Source organism: Kitasatospora purpeofusca (genome assembly GCF_034043715.1).
GTDB lineage: Bacteria > Actinomycetota > Actinomycetes > Streptomycetales > Streptomycetaceae > Kitasatospora > Kitasatospora purpeofusca_A.
In genome coordinates this window covers 53628-70040 of sequence record NZ_JAXCLC010000048.1, presented here as the reverse complement: position 1 = coordinate 70040, position 16413 = coordinate 53628, and the positions used below count along the sequence as shown (strand labels likewise).

Here is a 16413-nt window from a genome sequence, read left to right as displayed (position 1 = left end):
GACTAGCGTCTTTCGCGAGCGAACCCTTCCGCCCCTGACGCCCGGGGCGGAGGATCGGGGGGGGGGGGCGCCCGCCCCCCGCGGGGGGGGGGGGGGGGGGGCGGCCCGGCGCGCGCGGGCGGCGGGGCCGGCGCGGCGGGGGGGGGGCCCCCCCGGGGGCCCCGGCCGCGCGCGCCCCCCCCCCCGGCCCGGAGGCAGCGGTGGTGCGGGGACGTCAGCGGAGCCAGGCGTTGTCGCGGACCACCGGGAGCTCCGCCCAGCGGCGGCCGAGGCCCCAGGTGGCGCCGGAGCCGGTCACCGCCAGGACGACGAGGACCAAGGCGTACAGGACGTGGTAGTCGAGCAGGGGATTGGTGGAGCCGCTCGCGGCGCCGTCGGCCAGGTGGCGGGCGGGCGGCCACTCGGCGGCCCACATCATGGCGAGCAGCGCGGTGCCGCCCACCGCGGCGATCCGCAGGCCGACACCACCGATCAGTGCGAGCCCGAGACCGAGGAGGCTCAGCATGAACATCCAGTCCACCCAGGCCTGGCCGGCCATGGCGTGGAACGTCCCCCGCAACGGCCCGGCCGCGACGTGGCTCAGGAAGCCCTTGGCGGGTGACGCCCCGTCGGTCCAGGCCCGGCCGTCGGCGGTGGCGTAACCGAGGCCGAAGGTCTTGTCGAGGAAGGCCCAGAGGAACAGCGCCCCGAGTGCGATGCGGACGGTGGCGAGGGCGGCGGCCGTGGCCGACACGGTGCGGGCTGCGGCCTGTCCGTCGACGGTGCGGCGGAAGGCGGTGCGGCGCGGCGTCAGGGGCGTGTGGGCGTGCTGGGCGTGCTGAGCGGCCATGATCGGTTCTCCTCTGCTGAGGTGGTTCGGCGGTGACGGTCCGTTCGAGCCGGTACGCCGGCGCTCCCGGTACCGACTCGGGTCGAGCGGAATCCCCGGGCTGTCCGGGCCGAGTGCCCGAGGCAGCGCCTCCCGCGACGGGGAGGACGGGGAGGACGGTGCGGACGGTGCGGACGGTGCGGACGGTGCGGACGATCGTGGCGATCGCAGTCCCGGCGTCTGCTCGAAGCCTGCACCGTCGGCGACTCGCCGGTCTGCGGGCCGTTGGTCCCGACTGCCGGAACGAGGGTCCCGGTGCGGCAGGCACTCCCCGGGAGCACCGGCCGCACCGGGACCTTCGGTACCGAGGTGGGGCTGCTCGGCCCCTGTGGACGGGCCGCGGGCCGGCGGGACGCTGGTCGCCGGACGGACCGTGCGCACCAGCGCCACGGCCGGCCGGGGACGAGGGAGGTCGCAGTCATGTCGCACGGTGTGGTGGTGGGGATCGACGGTTCGGCGCAGAGCGCGGCGGCGGCCGGATGGGCCGCCAGGGAGGCCGGCCGCAGGGGGCTCGGACTGCGCATGGTCCACGTCGCGGGAACGGAGTTCGACGCCCTGGAGCGCGACCTCGGCGGTGACACCGTGGTCCCGGAGCCGGTGGCCGCGATCCGCGACCGCGTCACGGCGGCGCTGCCGGGGCTGGAGGTGTCCTTCGAGATCTGCCCCGGCTACCCGGCGCAGACCCTCGCCGCCGTCGGGGGGCGGGCGGAGTTGCTGGTCCTCGGATCGCGCGGTCTCGGCGGCTTCACCGGTCTGCTGGTCGGCTCGGTGGGGCTGCGGGCCGCGGCCCGTGCCGCCTGCCCGGTGGTGCTGGTCCGGGCCGGGGAGGACGGACTGGGGGAACCGTCCGCCGATGTCGTCGTGGGCGTGGCCGGTGACCGGCCGTGCGACGCCGTGCTCGAATTCGCCTTCCGGCACGCGGCCGGCACCGGTTCCGCGCTGCGGGTGGTGGAGAGCCGGACCACCTCGCACGGCCCGTACGCGACCGAGGCCCCCGTCGACCAACGGCAGATCAGGGAGTCGCTGGCGGCCGCCGAGCAGTTGCACCTGCGGGACGCGCTGTCCCGTTGGCGGGAGAAGTACCCCGCCGTCCGCGCGGAGGCGGAGGTCTGCGCCTGGAGTCCGGCCAGGGCCCTGGTGGAGGCCTCCCGCAGCGCTTCCCTGGTCGTGCTCGGACGGCGCACCCCCGAGCGCCGGGTGACGGCGCCCCGGCTGGGGACGGTGACGCAGTCGGTGCTCCACCACGCGCACGGCCCCGTCGCCGTCGTGCCGCACGACTGAGCGCAGGGACCAACTGCTGTCCGTAGCAGGGACCTTCGGACCGAATCCGGGTCCCGAAGGACCGGTCCTCCCCCCGCCCCGCACGAGCAACCCTTGAACAGAAGGCGCCCGCGGTCCCGCCGGCGCCCGGCAGTCGGACGACGCCCCGGAGAGGTAGTCCACCATGTCCCCTCGCCCCACGAACGAGGCCGAAAAGGTCCCCGCGGGCAATCCGCCCACCCGTCCCGGCGCAGTCGGGCCGCTGGTCGCGGACGCCCTCACGGCCCTGCGGGAGTACGGCCCCTTCACCCAGGAGCAGGTCGACCACATCGTCAAGAAGGCCTCACTGGCCGCGCTGGCCCGGCACACGGCGCTGGCGGTCCTGGCCGTGGAGGAGACCGGGCGCGGGATCTTCGAGGACAAGGCGGTCAAGAACGTCTTCGCCTGCGAGAACGTCACCCATGTGATGGCCCGGACGAAGACGGTCGGGGTGGTGTACCGGGACGAGATCGACGGCATCGTGGAGATCGCCGAACCGGTCGGCGTCGTCGCGGGCATCACGCCTGTCACCAACCCGACCTCGACCGTGATCTTCAAGTGCCTGCTGGCGCTGAAGACCCGCAACCCGATCGTCTTCGCCTTCCACCCCTCGGCGCAGCGCTGCTCCGCCGAGGCGGCCCGGACGGTCCGGGACGCGGCGGTCGCGGCGGGGGCTCCGGCGCACTGCATCCAGTGGATCGAGAAGCCGTCGATGGCGGCCACCGCGGAACTGATGAACCATCCGGACGTCGCCACCATCCTGGCCACCGGCGGCAACGCGATGGTCCGGGCCGCGTACTCCTGCGGGAAGCCGGCCCTGGGCGTCGGTGCGGGCAACGTCCCCGCGTACGTCGAACGGAGCGCGGACCTCCAGCAGGCGGTGAACGACATCGTGCTGTCGAAGACCTTCGACAACGGCATGATCTGTGCCTCCGAGCAGGCGGTGGTCCTGGACGCGGAGATCCGCGACGCGGCGCTCGCCGAGTTCCACAAGCTCAAGGCACACCATGCGAGCACCGAGGAGAAGGCGCTGCTGGAGCGGTACCTGTTCGGCGGCGCCGGTGGCGGCGCGGCCCGCTCCGGCGGCCGGCTGAACGCGGCGGTGGTGGGCCGTTCGGCCGCGCAGATCGCGGAGGCGGCGGGTTTCGGCGTGCCGGCCGACACCTCGGTGATCCTGGCCGACTGCGAGCGGGTCGGGCCCTCCGAGCCCCTGACCCGGGAGAAGCTCTGCCCCGTGCTGGCCGTCCTGACCGCGGGCTCACGCCGGGAGGGTGTCGAACTCGCCGCCTCGATGGTGGAGTTCGACGGGCTCGGCCACTCCGCCGCGGTGCACACCCGGGACGCGGCGTTCGTCGAGGAGTTCGGGCACGCGGTCAAGGCCTGCCGGATCATCTGGAACGCGCCCAGCTCGCAGGGCGGCATCGGCGACGTCTACAACGCCTTCACCCCTTCGCTGACGCTGGGCTGCGGCAGCTACGGGCACAACTCCGTCGCCGGGAACGTCTCGGCGCTGAACCTCCTCAACATCAAGCGGGTCGGGCGGCGCAACACCAACATGCAGTGGTTCAAGGTCCCGCCGAAGATCTACTTCGAGCGCAACTCCGTCAAGTACCTGGCGAGCATGCCGAACGCGCACCGGATCGTCGTCGTCACCGACCACACCATGGTGGCGATCGGCCACCTGGAGCGGATCCGGGGCGTGCTCGACCGCCGTCGGGAGCCGGTCGAGGTCCGGGTGGTCGACTACGTCGAGCCCAACCCGAGTATCGACACGGTGCGCAAGGGCGCCGAACTGATGCGGGAGTTCGAGCCGGACACCATCATCGCGCTGGGCGGCGGGTCGCCGATGGACGCCGCCAAGGTGATGTGGCTGATGTACGAGCACCCGGAGGTCGAGTTCGCCGACCTGAAGGAGAAGTTCTTCGACATCCGCAAGCGCGCCTTCACCTTCCCCGACCTGGGCGAGAAGGCGAAGCTGGTCTGCATCCCCACCACGTCGGGCACCGGCAGCGAGGTCACCCCGTTCGCGGTGATCACCGACACCGCCACCGGCCAGAAGTACCCGCTGGCGGACTACGCGCTCACCCCGAGCGTGGCCATCGTCGACCCCGCGCTCACCACCCGACTGCCGAAGGACGTGACCGCCGACACCGGCTTCGACGCCCTGACGCACTGCATCGAGACCTACGTCTCGGTCTACGCCAACGACTTCACCGACGGACTGGCCCTCCAGGGCATCCGGCTGATCTTCGAGAACCTGGAGCGGGCCGTCACCGACGGCCCGGACGACCCGGAGGCCAGGGAGAAGATGCACAACGCCGGGACCATCGCCGGCATGGCCTTCGGCTCGGCGTTCCTCGGCGCCGTCCACGCCATGGCGCACACCCTGGGCGCCACCTTCCACGTCGCCCACGGCCGCACCAACGCGCTGTTGCTCCCGCATGTCATCCGCTGGAACGGCTCCGCGCCGACCAAGGTCACCGGCTGGCCGAAGTACCGCAGCTACGTGGCCCCCGAGCGCTACCGGGCGATCGCCCGGATGCTCGGCCTGCCGGCCGCGACCCCGGAGCAGGGCGTCGAGTCGCTCGCGGCGGCCGTCGAGGACCTGCGCGACCGGGTCGGTGTCCCCCGCTCGTTCAAGACGGCCGGCGTCGACGAGGCCGACTTCCTGGCCGCCCTGCCGCAGCAGGCGATGAACGCCTACGAGGACCAGTGCGCCCCCGCCAACCCCCGGATGCCGATGCTCGCCGACATGCAGCGGCTGATGCGCCAGGCCTACTACGGCGACCAGGCTTGAGAAGGGAAACCGAGATGACCACCGCACCGCACACGGAGCCGGCCCCCGCCCCGGCCTGGGAGGGCTTCCGCGGTGAAGCCTGGCGGGACACGATCGACGTCCGCGACTTCATCCAGCACAACTACACCCCCTACGAGGGCGACGCCGGCTTCCTGACCGGCCCCACCGAGCGGACCACCGAGGTATGGCGGCGGATCACCGACCGCTTCCCCGAGGAGCGCGCCAAGGGCGTGTACGACGTCGCGCACGACATCCCGTCCACCATCACCGCACACGCCCCGGGCTGGATCGACCGGGAGCGGGAGCTGATCGTCGGGCTCCAGACCGACGCGCCGCTCAAGCGCGCGATCATGCCCAACGGCGGCTGGCGGATGGTCGCGGGAGCGCTGAGGACGTACGGCTATCCGGTCGACCCGCAGTTGGAGAAGACCTTCACGGAGTACCGCAAGACCCACAACGCCGGGGTCTTCGACGCCTACACCCCGGACATCCGGGCCGCCCGCCGGGCCGGCGTCATCACCGGCCTGCCCGACTCCTACGGCCGCGGCCGGATCATCGGCGACTACCGCCGGGTCGCCCTGTACGGCGTGGACCGGCTGATCGGGGCCAAGCTCGCCGAGAAGTCGGGCCTGGACGACGCTCCGCGCGATCCGGCGCGGCTGGAGGAGACGATCCGCGAGCGCGAGGAACTCGCCGAGCAGATCCGGGCCCTGGGCGAGCTCAAGGAGATGGCCTCGGCCTACGGGTACGACCTCTCCGGTCCGGCCCGCACCGGCCGGGAGGCGGTCCAGTGGCTGTACTTCGCCTACCTGGCGGCCGTCAAGGAGCAGAACGGCGCGGCCATGTCCCTCGGCCGCACCTCGACCTTCCTGGACGTCTACCTCCAGCGCGACCTGGACGCCGGGCTCCTGACCGAACAGCAGGCCCAGGAACTGGTGGACGACTTCGTCATCAAGCTGCGGATCGTCCGCTTCCTGCGCACCCCCGAGTACGACGAACTGTTCTCCGGGGACCCGACCTGGGTCACCGAGTCGATCGGCGGCATGGGCACGGACGGCCGCACCCTGGTCACCCGGACGTCGTTCCGCTATCTGCGAACCCTCGGCAACCTCGGCCCGGCCCCCGAGCCGAACATGACCGTCCTCTGGTCCGCGCGACTTCCGCAGGGGTTCAAGGAGTTCTGCGCCCGGGTGTCGATCGACACCTCCTCGGTGCAGTACGAGTCGGACGAGCTGTTGCGCCCGCGCTTCGGCGACGACACCGCGATCGCCTGCTGCGTCTCCGCCATGGAGGTCGGCAAGCAGATGCAGTTCTTCGGCGCCCGGGTCAATCTCGCCAAGACCCTGCTCTACGCGATCAACGGCGGCCGGGACGAGAAGTCCGGCGAACAGGTCGGCCCGGCCACCGCCCCGGTCGGCGGGGACGTGCTCGACCACGAGGAGGTGCTGGCCCGCTTCGACGAGCAGTTGGACTGGCTCGCCGAGACGTACGTCCACGCGTTGAACGTCATCCACTACATGCACGACAGGTACGCCTACGAGCGGCTCGAAATGGCCCTGCACGACCGGGACGTCAGGCGAACGATGGCCTGCGGCATCGCCGGACTCGCGGTGGCCGCCGACTCGCTCGCCGCGATCAAGTACGCGAAAGTGACCCCGGTGCGGGACTCCACCGGGCTGGTCACCGACTACCTGGTCGAGGGCGACCACCCGGCGTACGGCAACAACGACGACCGCGCGGACGCGATCGCGGTCGGGCTGGTCGAGACGTTCATGGGCAAGGTCCGCAAGCACCCCACCTACCGCGGCGCCGAGCACACCCAGTCCGTGCTGACCATCACCTCCAACGTGGTCTACGGCCGGAAGACCGGCAACACCCCGGACGGGCGCAGGGCGGGCGAACCGTTCTCCCCCGGTGCCAACCCGATGAACGGGCGCGACCGCCACGGCTATGTGGCCAGCGCGCTGTCCGTCGCCAAGCTGCCGTACGAGCACGCCGAGGACGGCATCTCGCTCACCAACACCGTCGCCCCGGACGCCCTGGGCCGCACCGGGGCGGAGCGGATCACCAACCTGGTCGGCGTGCTGGACGGCTACGTCGCCTGCCACGGCTTCCACATGAACGTCAACGTCCTGAACCGGGACACCCTCGTGGACGCCATGGCCCACCCGGAGAAGTACCCGCAGCTGACGATCCGGGTCAGCGGCTACGCGGTCAACTTCGTCCGTCTCACCCGCGAACAGCAGCTCGACGTGATCGGCCGCACCTTCCACGACGCGCTGTAGCCCGGACCACCCCTCGCGGTGCCGACGCCTCCCCGACCGGGGCGCCGGCACCGCGTCCTGCCTCGCCTCGCCGAAGGAGTACACCCCATGGCCGAGCCCACCCCGGCCGGCCGGACCGCCACCAGGCGCCCGGTGACCGGCACACTGCACTCCTGGGACCTGTCGACGGGCGTCGACGGCCCCGGCACCCGCTTCGTCGCCTTCCTCGCCGGCTGCCCGCTGCGCTGCCTGTACTGCCACAACCCCGACACCCGCCACATGCGCGACGGACAGCCCTCCTCCGCCGACGGGATCGTCCAGGAGGCCGCCAAGTACACCGCGTTCATCCGCGCCTCCGGCGGCGGCGCGACCGTCAGCGGCGGCGAGCCGCTCCTCCAGCCCGAGCTCACCGGCGAGCTGCTGCACCGCTTCAAGCGCGAACTCGGCCTGCACACCGCGCTGGACACCTCCGGCTTCCTCGGCTCCCGCGCCACCGACGCGCTGCTCGCCGACACCGACCTCGTCCTGCTCGACATCAAGTCGTGGGACAAGGCGCTCCACCGGCACCTGACCGGGCAGGAACTCGCCCCCACCCTGGACTTCGCCCGCCGCCTGGCCGGCCTCGGCACCGAGGTCTGGGTCCGCTTCGTCCTCGTCCCGCACCTGACGGACGCCCCGGGGAACATCGAGGGCGTCGCCGCCTTCACCGCCTCGCTCGGCAACGTCACCCGGGTCGACGTGCTGCCCTTCCACAAGCTCGGCGCCGCCAAGTGGCGCGCCCTCGGCCTCGACTTCCCCCTCGCCGGCACCCCGGTGCCCACACCCGGCCGGACCGCCGAAGCCCGCGCCGTCTTCGAGGCACACGGCCTGCACACCGTCTGACCGGGACCACACCGCTGGCGGCGGTACCGCGGACCGGTTCGCGTGCCCGCCGGTCGGGTCGCTCGTTATGATCACGGCCTCGCTGAGCCGAACAGGAGGCCTTACGACGAGGAAAGGCCCTGCGCCACCATGACCCACCCCTTGCGAGAGCCGTATCCGCCCCGGTTCGGCGAAACCTTACTGCCGCGGGAGCAGCTGCCACCCGCCGTCCACCCGAAGGTGCTGCGGGACGAACTCGTCGCCGCGGCGGAGTGGGTGTCCGGCTACCTGAACGAGCTGCCCGAGGGCCCGGTGGTCCGTCCGATGCCGCCACGGCGGCGGGCGGAGCTGCTCGAAGGAAGGCTGGGCGGACCGGCCGGAGACCTGGGCGCGGTACTCGACTTCGTGCGGGACGGGATCGCACCCTTCCCCACCGGGAACGGGCACCCGGCCTTCTTCGCCTGGGTCAACTCACCGCCCGCACCGGCCGGAGTCGTCGCCGAACTGCTGGCCAGCGCCGTCAACGCGACCTGCGGCATGGGCGAGAACGCCCTCATGGACCTCGAACGCGGCACCGTGCGCATGCTCGCCGGCCTCGCCGGACTCCCCGACGGCACGGGCGGGGTGCTGACCAGCGGCGGCTCCATGGCCAACCTGCTCGCCCTCGCCACCGCCCGCACCTGGTTCCTCGCCCGCCGCGGCTCCTCCGACGGCCCCGCCTACGACCGCGACCACTCCCGGCTCACCCTCTACCACAGCGCCCAGGCCCACATGTCCGTCGCCAGGGCCGCGAACTGCATCGGCCTGCCCGCCCACCGGCTGCGCCCCGTCGCCACCGACGCGCACGACCGCCTGGACCCGACCGCCCTGCGCGCCGCGGTCACCGCGGACCTGGACGCGGGCCTGCTGCCGTTCTGCGTCGTCAGCACCCTGGGCACCACCGCGACCGGGGCCGTCGACCCGCTCCGACCCGTCACACGGCTGTGCCGGAGCGTCGGCATGTGGCACCACGCGGACGGCGCCTGGGGCGGACTGGGGGCCGCGGTCCCGGCCCTGGCACACCTCTACCGGGGCGTCGACGAGCTCGACTCGATGACCGTCGACCCGCACAAGACGCTCAGCGTGCCGGTGGGTTGCGGCGCCCTGCTGGTCCCGGACCCCGGGCACCTGCACACCGCCTTCGCGCACCGGGCCTCCTACCTCGCCAGCGACGAGCCGGACGCGCTGCCCTGGCTCTCCCACGCCACGATCGAGTTGACCCGCCCCGGCACCCGGGCCCTGGCCCTGTGGGCCACGCTGCAGCACCTGGGCCGCGACGGCGTCACCGGTCTCGTCGAGCACTACCTGCGCCTCGCCGAGCAGTTGCGCGACCGGATCACGGCCGAACCCCGGCTGGAACTGCTGGCAGGCGGCCCGTGGCCGGTCGCCTGCTTCCGCGTGACCGACCCGGGAAGCGGCGACCCGGGAAGCCGCGACCAGGACGCCTTCCACACCCGCGTGGCCCGCCGCGTCCAGGACAGCGGACGCGCCTACCTCGCCACCGTCGCCGTTCACGGCCGCACCGTCCTGCGCGCCTGCCTGTGCAACTACCGCACCACCGAGGACGATCTCGACCTGCTGATCAGCGAAGTCCTCCGCGCCGCCGAAACCGACGACCACCCGTCCACCACCCCGACCGGCCGGCCGCCGGAGCAGCGGTGACCCCTCGCGGAGTGCCCCCACCCGGCTGAGCCGGAGCGCCCGGGAACGACCGCCGCTCATCCCGCACCGATACGGCGACCGGTGATCTCGTTCGGAACGATGCGAACCCACAAGGGGCGGCTGCCGCCCGCCCACGGTGTCACCCCTGGAACCCGGAGGAGCCGCTGCTGCTCGTCGACGTCCTCGACGTGGTGCGCGGTACCGACCATCAGCACGCTCCACCCCGCGCTCAGCCGGTCGTCCAGGTGGTCGATCTGGAACGACACCGGCGAGTCCTCCGGGGGCGCGGCCGCACCGCGGGGCGAGGTGCGGTAGACGATCGTCTGCCGGTCGACGGCGTAGTTCACCGGGTAGACCGACGGGCCGGCATCGGCGGGCAGGCCCACCCGGCCCAGGCCGTGGGTGCCGACCAGCTCCCAGCACTCGGGCTCGGTGAGGTGCCGCAGCAGCGGCCTCACCCCGGCCGCGGGCTCCGACTGCCCCGGCGGGGCGTCCGGCCGGTCCTCCAGGAGCTCCGTCCAGGTCATGCGGAGCACGGCCGCCACCCGGACGAACCCGGCGGCGTCGAACCCGGGCCCGGCCTCCAGCAGGTGCCGCAGGTAGGAGGGCGCCATGGCGGCCTCGCGGGCGAGGGCCGCCTCGTCGACACCGAGTCGGCGCCGCCGTTCGTCGATCCGGCGCGCCACGTCGACGGCGTTCGCCCGCCGGACGGCATCGAGATCGGGCATGCGGGTCACGGTGGGCTCCTCGGCTCGTGGTGCGTGCGGGTCGTGTCCGGTAGGGCGCGCCCCGGAGGGCGTCGTTGCCGCCCGCATCGGCGAAGAGGTCGTACGCCTCCCGCGTCTCGTCGGGGCCGACGCGGTGGGTGCGGGTTCGGTCGGGTCCGTCGCGGCTCCCTGGGCAGCCGGGCCGGTCACGTCACCGATTCTCCGCGTCCGGGCCGCCCGGCGCACCGGCGGCCGGGCGCACCAGGGCCGGGCGGACCAGCCGGTGGTACGCAGACTGGGCGACGACCGCTCGGCCGGGGCGGTTCGGGATACTGCCGGGATGACAGACGAACTGACGGCCCGGCCGGAGACTGTGGCGGGCGGGGACGGGGAGCGTCGGGCGCTGCGGCGTGATGTGTCGGGGCCCGCCCTGCTGGCGGGCCTGGTGTGCGTCGCGGTGTCGTTCTCCGGTCCCCTGGTGGTGGTGCTCGCGGCGGCCGCCGCCGGGCGGCTGGACACGGCGCAGACGGCCTCCTGGATCTGGGCGGTGGCGATCGGCAGCGGGGTGAGCGGCTTCGCGCTGAGCTGGTGGACGCGGACACCGGTGGTCACCGCCTGGTCGACGCCCGGGGCCGCGCTGCTGGTGACCAGCCTGGGCGACTACCCGTACCGGGAGGCGGTCGGGGCGTTCCTGGTGAGCGCGGTGACGGTGACGCTGTTCGGGGTGACCGGGTGGTTCGGGCGGCTCATCGCGGCGGTGCCGGTGGCGATCGTGAACGCGATGCTGGCGGGCATCCTGTTCTCCTTCGGCGCCGGGATCTTCGGCGCCGTGCACGGCGCGCCGGTGCTGGTGGTCGGCGCGTTCGCGGCGTTCCTGGCGGCCAAGCGGTTCGCGCCCCGTTACGCCGTGCCGGTGGCGCTGCTGGCCGGCGGGGTGCTGGCGGCGCTGACCGTCGGGCTGCCGCTGCGCCTGGGCCCGGGCGGGCCGACGGTGCCGGTGCTGACGGCGCCGGCGTTCTCCTGGTCGGCCCTGGTGGGTCTGGCGCTGCCGCTGACGATCGTGACCCTGGCCTCGCAGAACGCGCCCGGCCTCGGGGTGATGCGGGCCTTCGGCTACCGGGCGGACGACCGGCTGCTGATCGGTTCGACGGGCGCGATATCGGTGCTGATGGCGCCGTTCGGCTCGCCCGGGGTCAATCTGGCCGCGATCACGGCGGCGATCTGCTCGGGCCCGGAGGCGCACCCGGATCCGCGCCGCCGGTATGTGGCGGGGATGTCGTCGGGTGCGCTGTACGTGCTCGTGGGCAGTTTCGGCGGGGTGCTGGTGAGCCTGTTCACCGGGCTGCCGAAGGAGCTGATCGCGGTGATCGCCGGGGTCGCGCTGCTGGCCTCGCTCCAGGGCAGCCTGGCGGCGGCGGTCGCCGAGGAGCGCGGGCGGGACGCGGCGGTGGTGACGTTCCTGGCGAGCGCCTCCGGGATGAGCCTGTTCGGCATCGGCTCGGCCTTCTGGGGGCTGGTGTTCGGGCTCGGCACCCACCTGGTCCTGGACGCCCGGCGGGGCGGCGGACGGTAGCGGCGGGCGCTGGGGCGGCGGCAAGCAGCAGTGGCGGCGGAGTGCGCAGCACGGGAGGGGCGTGCACGCATCGTTCCACTCCCCGGGAGGCGCCCCGGCCGGGGCCGGTCCGAGGTGCCACGGCCGTCCGCCGAGGTCCCGCCAGGCCCGTCACGACGGGCACGGGCCGGTCGAAACCGGCGCGCGAGAGCGCGGACACGGACCGTGCGCGACACCGGGCGCCACCCGTCCGGCCTTGGCAGGGATCACCGCGACGGCGGACGCTCTGTGCACAGCCGATCATCGGCTGATCCCATTCTCCCGTCAGCCCCTGGAGGGCACCCATGTCGTTCTCGCGCACCCGCCTCGCCGCCGTCGCCCTGCTCGTCGCCGGCGCCACCGCCCTGGCCGCCCCGGCCCAGGCCGCGGGCGGCAACCGGGCGCTCAGCCGGTTCGACGACGGCAGCTTCGAGACGCCCAAGGCCCCCGCCAACTCCTTCACCCCGCTGGCCGCCGGCCAGACCATCGGTCCGTGGAGCGTCGCGAGCGGCAGCGTCGACCTGATCGGCGCCGGCTTCTGGCAGGCCGCCGAGGGCGACCAGTCGGTGGACCTCAACGGCTCCAACGCCGGCACCGTCACCCAGAGGTTCACCACCGTCCCGGGCACCACCTACTCGGTCACCTACTCCCTGGCCGGCAACCCGGCGGGCGCCCCGGCCCTGAAGACCGGCCGGGCGCTGATCGACGGCCAGAACTTCCAGGACTTCTCCTTCGACGTCACCGGCCGGACGTTCGCCGCCATGGGCTACGTGGGTCGTCAGTTCACCTTCGTCGCCCAGGGCACGTCCACCACCCTGGGCTTCACCAGCACCATCGCCGGGGCGTACGGGCCGGTCGTCGACAACGTGCAGGTCAAGGAGTGCAAGCCCTGTTGCGCCTGACCGGCCCGGGGCCCCGACACGGGGGTCCAGCGGCCGGCCACCCTGCCGGCACGCTGCGGAGGCCCGGCGGCCCCGCGCGCTCAGGGGGCGGCGAACAGCCCGGGGAAGGAGGCGGCCAGCCACGGCCGACGGCCCCAGGCGAGCACCCTGCCCCGGCGGAGGGCGTCGGTGGCGGTGAACCGGCCCAGCGCGATGAGGAGGAACGCCACCGGTCCGGTGAGGATGGTGCAGTCCGGACGGCGCGGCGGCTCCTGGCTCACCACGGCCGCACCGTCCGCGAAGGTCACCGCGAAGCCGTCCAGGCCCCGCACCCGCAGGCGGTAGCAGGCGCTGTGACCGGCCGCCGCGCGGGCGTCCACCACCAGCGGCACGGCCGTCCGCAGGAAGGGCATCGTCAGCCCGACCCGCCGCCGGTCGATCGGGTGCGGCCGCCCCAGCGCGACGGCGATGTCGTAGAGGTGGCCCAGCATGTGGGTCAGCAGATAGGCGCCGAGGGTGTCCAGGTCCATGCCGCCCAGCGGCGTCAGGACCGGCTCCTCACCACCGCGCGGGCCGGCCGCCGCGGTGAACCGCCGGGCCTGCCGGGCGATCTCCGCACCGAGCACGGCCGGGTCCCGCTCCGGCCGCTCGGCCAGCGAGGCCGCGTTGGCCGCCGCCAGCGAGCCGGGGGTGCCGTCCCCGTACGGCCGGTCCGCGCCGGCCGCGAGTTCCGCCATCAGCTCGTTGGCCATCGCCAGGTGCGCGGCCGCCTCGGCGACCGTCCACTCCGCACCGGGGATCGGGGTGGCGCGACGACAGCCGGCGAGCAGGGCGACCGCCGCGTCACCGACCTCGGTGACCGCGTCGAACAGCGCGCCACGCCCGGCGCCGGGCCCCTGCGCGGGGATCGGGAGAGTCATGAGGGTGAACCCTGGCCGACTCGCCCGTCCCTGTCCAGACCCGTGCCTGTCCAGACCCGTGCCGCAGGCCGGACCGCGCCACAGGTCGGGCCGGGCCGCGAGCCGGGCGGGCGCGGGGGCGCCACCGCGTCACTCCCCCGGCGGGCGGCGGTCCAGGACGCGCAGGCGCAGGCGGTGCGGCCGCAGGACGGTGGTCAGGCGCATCGGACGGTCGTCGGAGCGGCGGCCGGACACCGCGACGGGTCGCCGGCGCACCAGCAGGGTGGCCAGCGCGATGGCGGCCTCGGTGCGGGCGAAGTCCGCGCCCAGGCACTGGCGCGGGCCGTTGGCGAAGCCGGCGAACGCCCAGCGCGGCAGCGCGGCGGCCCGGTCGGGAAGCCAGCGGTCCGGGTCGAAGCGGGCCGGGTCGGCGAAGATCCCGGGATGGTGGTGGGCGACGTAGGGGCTCAGCACCACCTGGGTACCGCGCGGCAGGGTACGGCCGCCGAGTTCGGTGGCCCGGGTGCAGGTGCGCAGCAGGACCCAGCCCGGCGGGTGGAGCCGCAGGGCCTCGGTCAGCACGCGGCCGGTGTACGGCAGTCGGGGCAGGTCGCTCCACCGGGCGGGCCGTCCGTCCGGCAGGGCCTCGTCGAGTTCGCGGTGGAGGGCGGCGAGGACGTCCGGGTGGGCCGTCAGCAGGCGCAGGGTCCAGGACAGCTGGGAGGCAGTGGTCTCGGTGCCCGCCAGCAGCATGGCGACGACCTGGTCGTGCAGTTCGGCGTCGGACAGCGCGGTGCCGTCCTCGTCGCGGGCGGCGACCAGGCCCGCCAGCAGGCCGGTGCGGTCGTCGCCGTGCGCCCGGTGGTCGCGCACCAGTTCGGTGACGGTGCTCCGCAGGGTGCGCACGGCCGCGCGGTACCGGGGGCCGGCGGGGAGCCGGACCACCCGTCGCAGTGCTCCGGCGAACGCGGTCTCGAACGCCCGCTGGAGCCGGCCGGCCAGCGCGTCCGGCACCTCGGTGCCGAGCAGGGTGCGCGTCAGCACCCGCAGGGTGAAGCGGTAGCAGGAGGGGAAGACGTCCACCACCTCGCCGGGCCGCCAGGAGTCGGTGAGCAGCGCGGCCTCGCGGGTCATCACCTCCGCGTACGCGACGACCCGGTCGGGCCGGAACTCCGGTTGCAGCAGCCGGCGTTGGCGCCGGTGGTCGGCGTGGGCGCAGGTCGCCACCCCGTTGCCGAGGATCTCCCGGAAGCGTCCGTAGATCGGGCCGCCCTTGTCGAAGGTGCGGTCGTCGGCGTAGACCTGCCGCAGCAGCTCCGGGTGGCAGGGCACCACCAGCCGGTTGGGCCCCAGCCGCAGGTCCACCAGGTCGCCGTGGCGGTGCAGCCCGGCCAGCAGGGCGGCCGGATCGCGCACCAGTGCGGGCAGGTGCCCGAGCAGCGGCACCGCCCCGGGCAGGCTCGCGTGGACGTAGGCGGGGGGCGCGGCATCCCGCGCGGACGAGGACACGTACAGCAGCGTAGACACGGCCGGGGGCAGCCGGCAGTACCCGGGCGTCCGCCGCGCCCGGGTACCGCCCGGCCTCGACCGCGAGGGCGGGGCGGGACCGGACGGGGCGGGGTGGGGCGGCGCGACGCGGGGGACCTTCGCCGTCTCGGGGTCGGCCGGGGCGAGGAAGTAGGTCTCGTCGACGCAGATCGGCGGGATGGTGTCGCGGCCGACGAGCCTGTCGGGCCCCGCCGGCGGACGTGGTCGACGTCCGCCGCGCGCGTTCCGGGCCGCCTTTCGCCCACGGGCCGGGCGCAGCCGGGGACCGCCGTCGGAGGCGGGGCGGTCCGGACGGTTTCGCCGGTGCTGGGCGGGTACGCGCCGGGACGCGGGCCCGGGGCCGCCGGGGCCGCGAGGAGGAATCGTGGAGGACGTTCCGCAGGGCGGCGAGCAGCCGAGAGCACGGCCGCCGCGCACGCGGCAGTGCGGAGACGACGGACGAGGTGTGGCGACATGGGTGACGAGGGCATGGGTGACGACGTCTACCAGCCGACCGGGGACATGGAGGAGCAGGCGGACGCGGCGCCCCTGGACCTGGAGGACGCGGTCGACGGACGCGACTACGACGACCTGCTCGACGAGGGCTACTCGCCGCCGGAGCGGCCGCTGGGCACAGGCAAGGTCGGGGTGACGGCCGCCGAGCAGCGGGAGGGCGAGACGCTGGACGAACGCCTCGCCCAGGAGGAGCCCGACCTCCGACCCGAGGAGGGTGACGGGATCGGCGACCTTCCCGACGGCGAGGGGGAGCCGGTCGACCCCCGGACCGCGGGTGCCCGCCGCGCCGGGCGGCTGGTGGCCCCCGACGAGGGCGCCCGGTCCGCCACGGAGAAGGGCCCCTTCGCGTCCGACGTCGGCATCGACGGCGGTGCCTCAGGTGCGGAGGAGGCCGCCGTGCACGTCGTTCCGGCGCGGCCGGACGACAGCGACAGCGACACCGGCGGCTAGCGCCGCTGCCGTCGGGATCGCGGCACCGTCACCGGTAGGGCCCACGGCCGAC

At 74.2% G+C, this 16413-nt stretch carries 12 protein-coding genes; 8 read left to right on the top strand and 4 right to left on the bottom strand.

Annotation, left to right across the window (positions count from 1 at the left end):
• Positions 1-214: 214 nt before the first annotated feature.
• Positions 215-829 carry a hypothetical protein gene (locus SM793_RS23680; protein ID WP_320440290.1) on the bottom strand — a complete coding sequence of 205 codons (615 nt, stop codon included), beginning with the start codon at positions 827-829 and terminating at the stop codon, positions 215-217.
• A gap of 459 nt (positions 830-1288) precedes the next feature.
• Between SM793_RS23680 and SM793_RS23675 the strand changes: the two genes are divergently transcribed.
• From SM793_RS23675 to SM793_RS23655, 5 genes are all read left to right on the top strand, one after another.
• Complete coding sequence (locus SM793_RS23675) at positions 1289-2149, top strand: universal stress protein (protein ID WP_320440289.1); 861 nt, start codon at positions 1289-1291, stop codon at positions 2147-2149.
• A 163-nt stretch (positions 2150-2312) separates the two neighbouring features.
• Positions 2313-4964, top strand: coding sequence for a bifunctional acetaldehyde-CoA/alcohol dehydrogenase (gene adhE / locus SM793_RS23670; protein WP_320440288.1), 2652 nt, complete (start codon positions 2313-2315; stop codon positions 4962-4964).
• A 14-nt stretch (positions 4965-4978) separates the two neighbouring features.
• The gene (gene pflB, locus SM793_RS23665; protein WP_320440287.1) at positions 4979-7249 is read left to right on the top strand and encodes a formate C-acetyltransferase; all 2271 of its coding nucleotides are present in this window, start codon (positions 4979-4981) and stop codon (positions 7247-7249) included.
• An 87-nt stretch (positions 7250-7336) separates the two neighbouring features.
• Positions 7337-8110 (top strand): pyruvate formate-lyase-activating protein, encoded by a 774-nt coding sequence (gene pflA / locus SM793_RS23660; protein WP_320440286.1) that lies wholly within the window; start codon positions 7337-7339, stop codon positions 8108-8110.
• A 141-nt stretch (positions 8111-8251) separates the two neighbouring features.
• Positions 8252-9790 carry a pyridoxal phosphate-dependent decarboxylase family protein gene (locus SM793_RS23655; protein WP_320440285.1) on the top strand — a complete coding sequence of 513 codons (1539 nt, stop codon included), beginning with the start codon at positions 8252-8254 and terminating at the stop codon, positions 9788-9790.
• Positions 9791-9846: 56 nt separating this feature from the next.
• Here SM793_RS23655 and SM793_RS23650 read toward each other — a convergent pair whose 3' ends face one another.
• Positions 9847-10518: a pyridoxamine 5'-phosphate oxidase family protein gene (locus tag SM793_RS23650; RefSeq protein ID WP_320440284.1), complete on the bottom strand. Its 672-nt coding sequence runs from the start codon at positions 10516-10518 to the stop codon at positions 9847-9849.
• Between the two features lie 319 nt (positions 10519-10837).
• Between SM793_RS23650 and SM793_RS23645 the strand changes: the two genes are divergently transcribed.
• Positions 10838-12070, top strand: coding sequence for a benzoate/H(+) symporter BenE family transporter (locus tag SM793_RS23645; protein ID WP_320440283.1), 1233 nt, complete (start codon positions 10838-10840; stop codon positions 12068-12070).
• A gap of 323 nt (positions 12071-12393) precedes the next feature.
• A complete protein-coding gene (locus SM793_RS23640; RefSeq protein WP_320440282.1) occupies positions 12394-12990 on the top strand; it encodes a choice-of-anchor C family protein in 597 nt (198 codons plus the stop codon).
• An 80-nt stretch (positions 12991-13070) separates the two neighbouring features.
• Here the strand turns inward: SM793_RS23640 and SM793_RS23635 are convergent, their stop codons facing one another.
• Together SM793_RS23635 and SM793_RS23630 are read right to left on the bottom strand one after the other, a co-directional pair.
• Positions 13071-13889, bottom strand: a complete 819-nt coding sequence (locus SM793_RS23635; protein ID WP_320440280.1) for a maleylpyruvate isomerase family mycothiol-dependent enzyme — start codon at positions 13887-13889, stop codon at positions 13071-13073.
• A 129-nt stretch (positions 13890-14018) separates the two neighbouring features.
• Positions 14019-15377 carry a cytochrome P450 gene (locus tag SM793_RS23630; protein WP_320440279.1) on the bottom strand — a complete coding sequence of 453 codons (1359 nt, stop codon included), beginning with the start codon at positions 15375-15377 and terminating at the stop codon, positions 14019-14021.
• Between the two features lie 492 nt (positions 15378-15869).
• On the opposite strand from SM793_RS23630, the gene SM793_RS23625 reads away from it, so the two are divergent.
• On the top strand, positions 15870-16361 hold the full coding sequence (locus SM793_RS23625) for a DUF5709 domain-containing protein (RefSeq protein WP_320440278.1): 492 nt from the start codon (positions 15870-15872) through the stop codon (positions 16359-16361).
• Positions 16362-16413: the final 52 nt, after the last annotated feature.

Coding starts and splice junctions, on each gene's coding strand:
- SM793_RS23680 (WP_320440290.1), bottom strand. CDS start 829: ATGGCCGCTCAGCACGCCCAGCACGCCCACACGCCCCTGACGCCGCGC.
- SM793_RS23675 (WP_320440289.1), top strand. CDS start 1,289: ATGTCGCACGGTGTGGTGGTGGGGATCGACGGTTCGGCGCAGAGCGCG.
- adhE (WP_320440288.1), top strand. CDS start 2,313: ATGTCCCCTCGCCCCACGAACGAGGCCGAAAAGGTCCCCGCGGGCAAT.
- pflB (WP_320440287.1), top strand. CDS start 4,979: ATGACCACCGCACCGCACACGGAGCCGGCCCCCGCCCCGGCCTGGGAG.
- pflA (WP_320440286.1), top strand. CDS start 7,337: ATGGCCGAGCCCACCCCGGCCGGCCGGACCGCCACCAGGCGCCCGGTG.
- SM793_RS23650 (WP_320440284.1), bottom strand. CDS start 10,518: ATGCCCGATCTCGATGCCGTCCGGCGGGCGAACGCCGTCGACGTGGCG.
- SM793_RS23645 (WP_320440283.1), top strand. CDS start 10,838: ATGACAGACGAACTGACGGCCCGGCCGGAGACTGTGGCGGGCGGGGAC.
- SM793_RS23640 (WP_320440282.1), top strand. CDS start 12,394: ATGTCGTTCTCGCGCACCCGCCTCGCCGCCGTCGCCCTGCTCGTCGCC.
- SM793_RS23635 (WP_320440280.1), bottom strand. CDS start 13,889: ATGACTCTCCCGATCCCCGCGCAGGGGCCCGGCGCCGGGCGTGGCGCG.
- SM793_RS23625 (WP_320440278.1), top strand. CDS start 15,870: ATGGGTGACGAGGGCATGGGTGACGACGTCTACCAGCCGACCGGGGAC.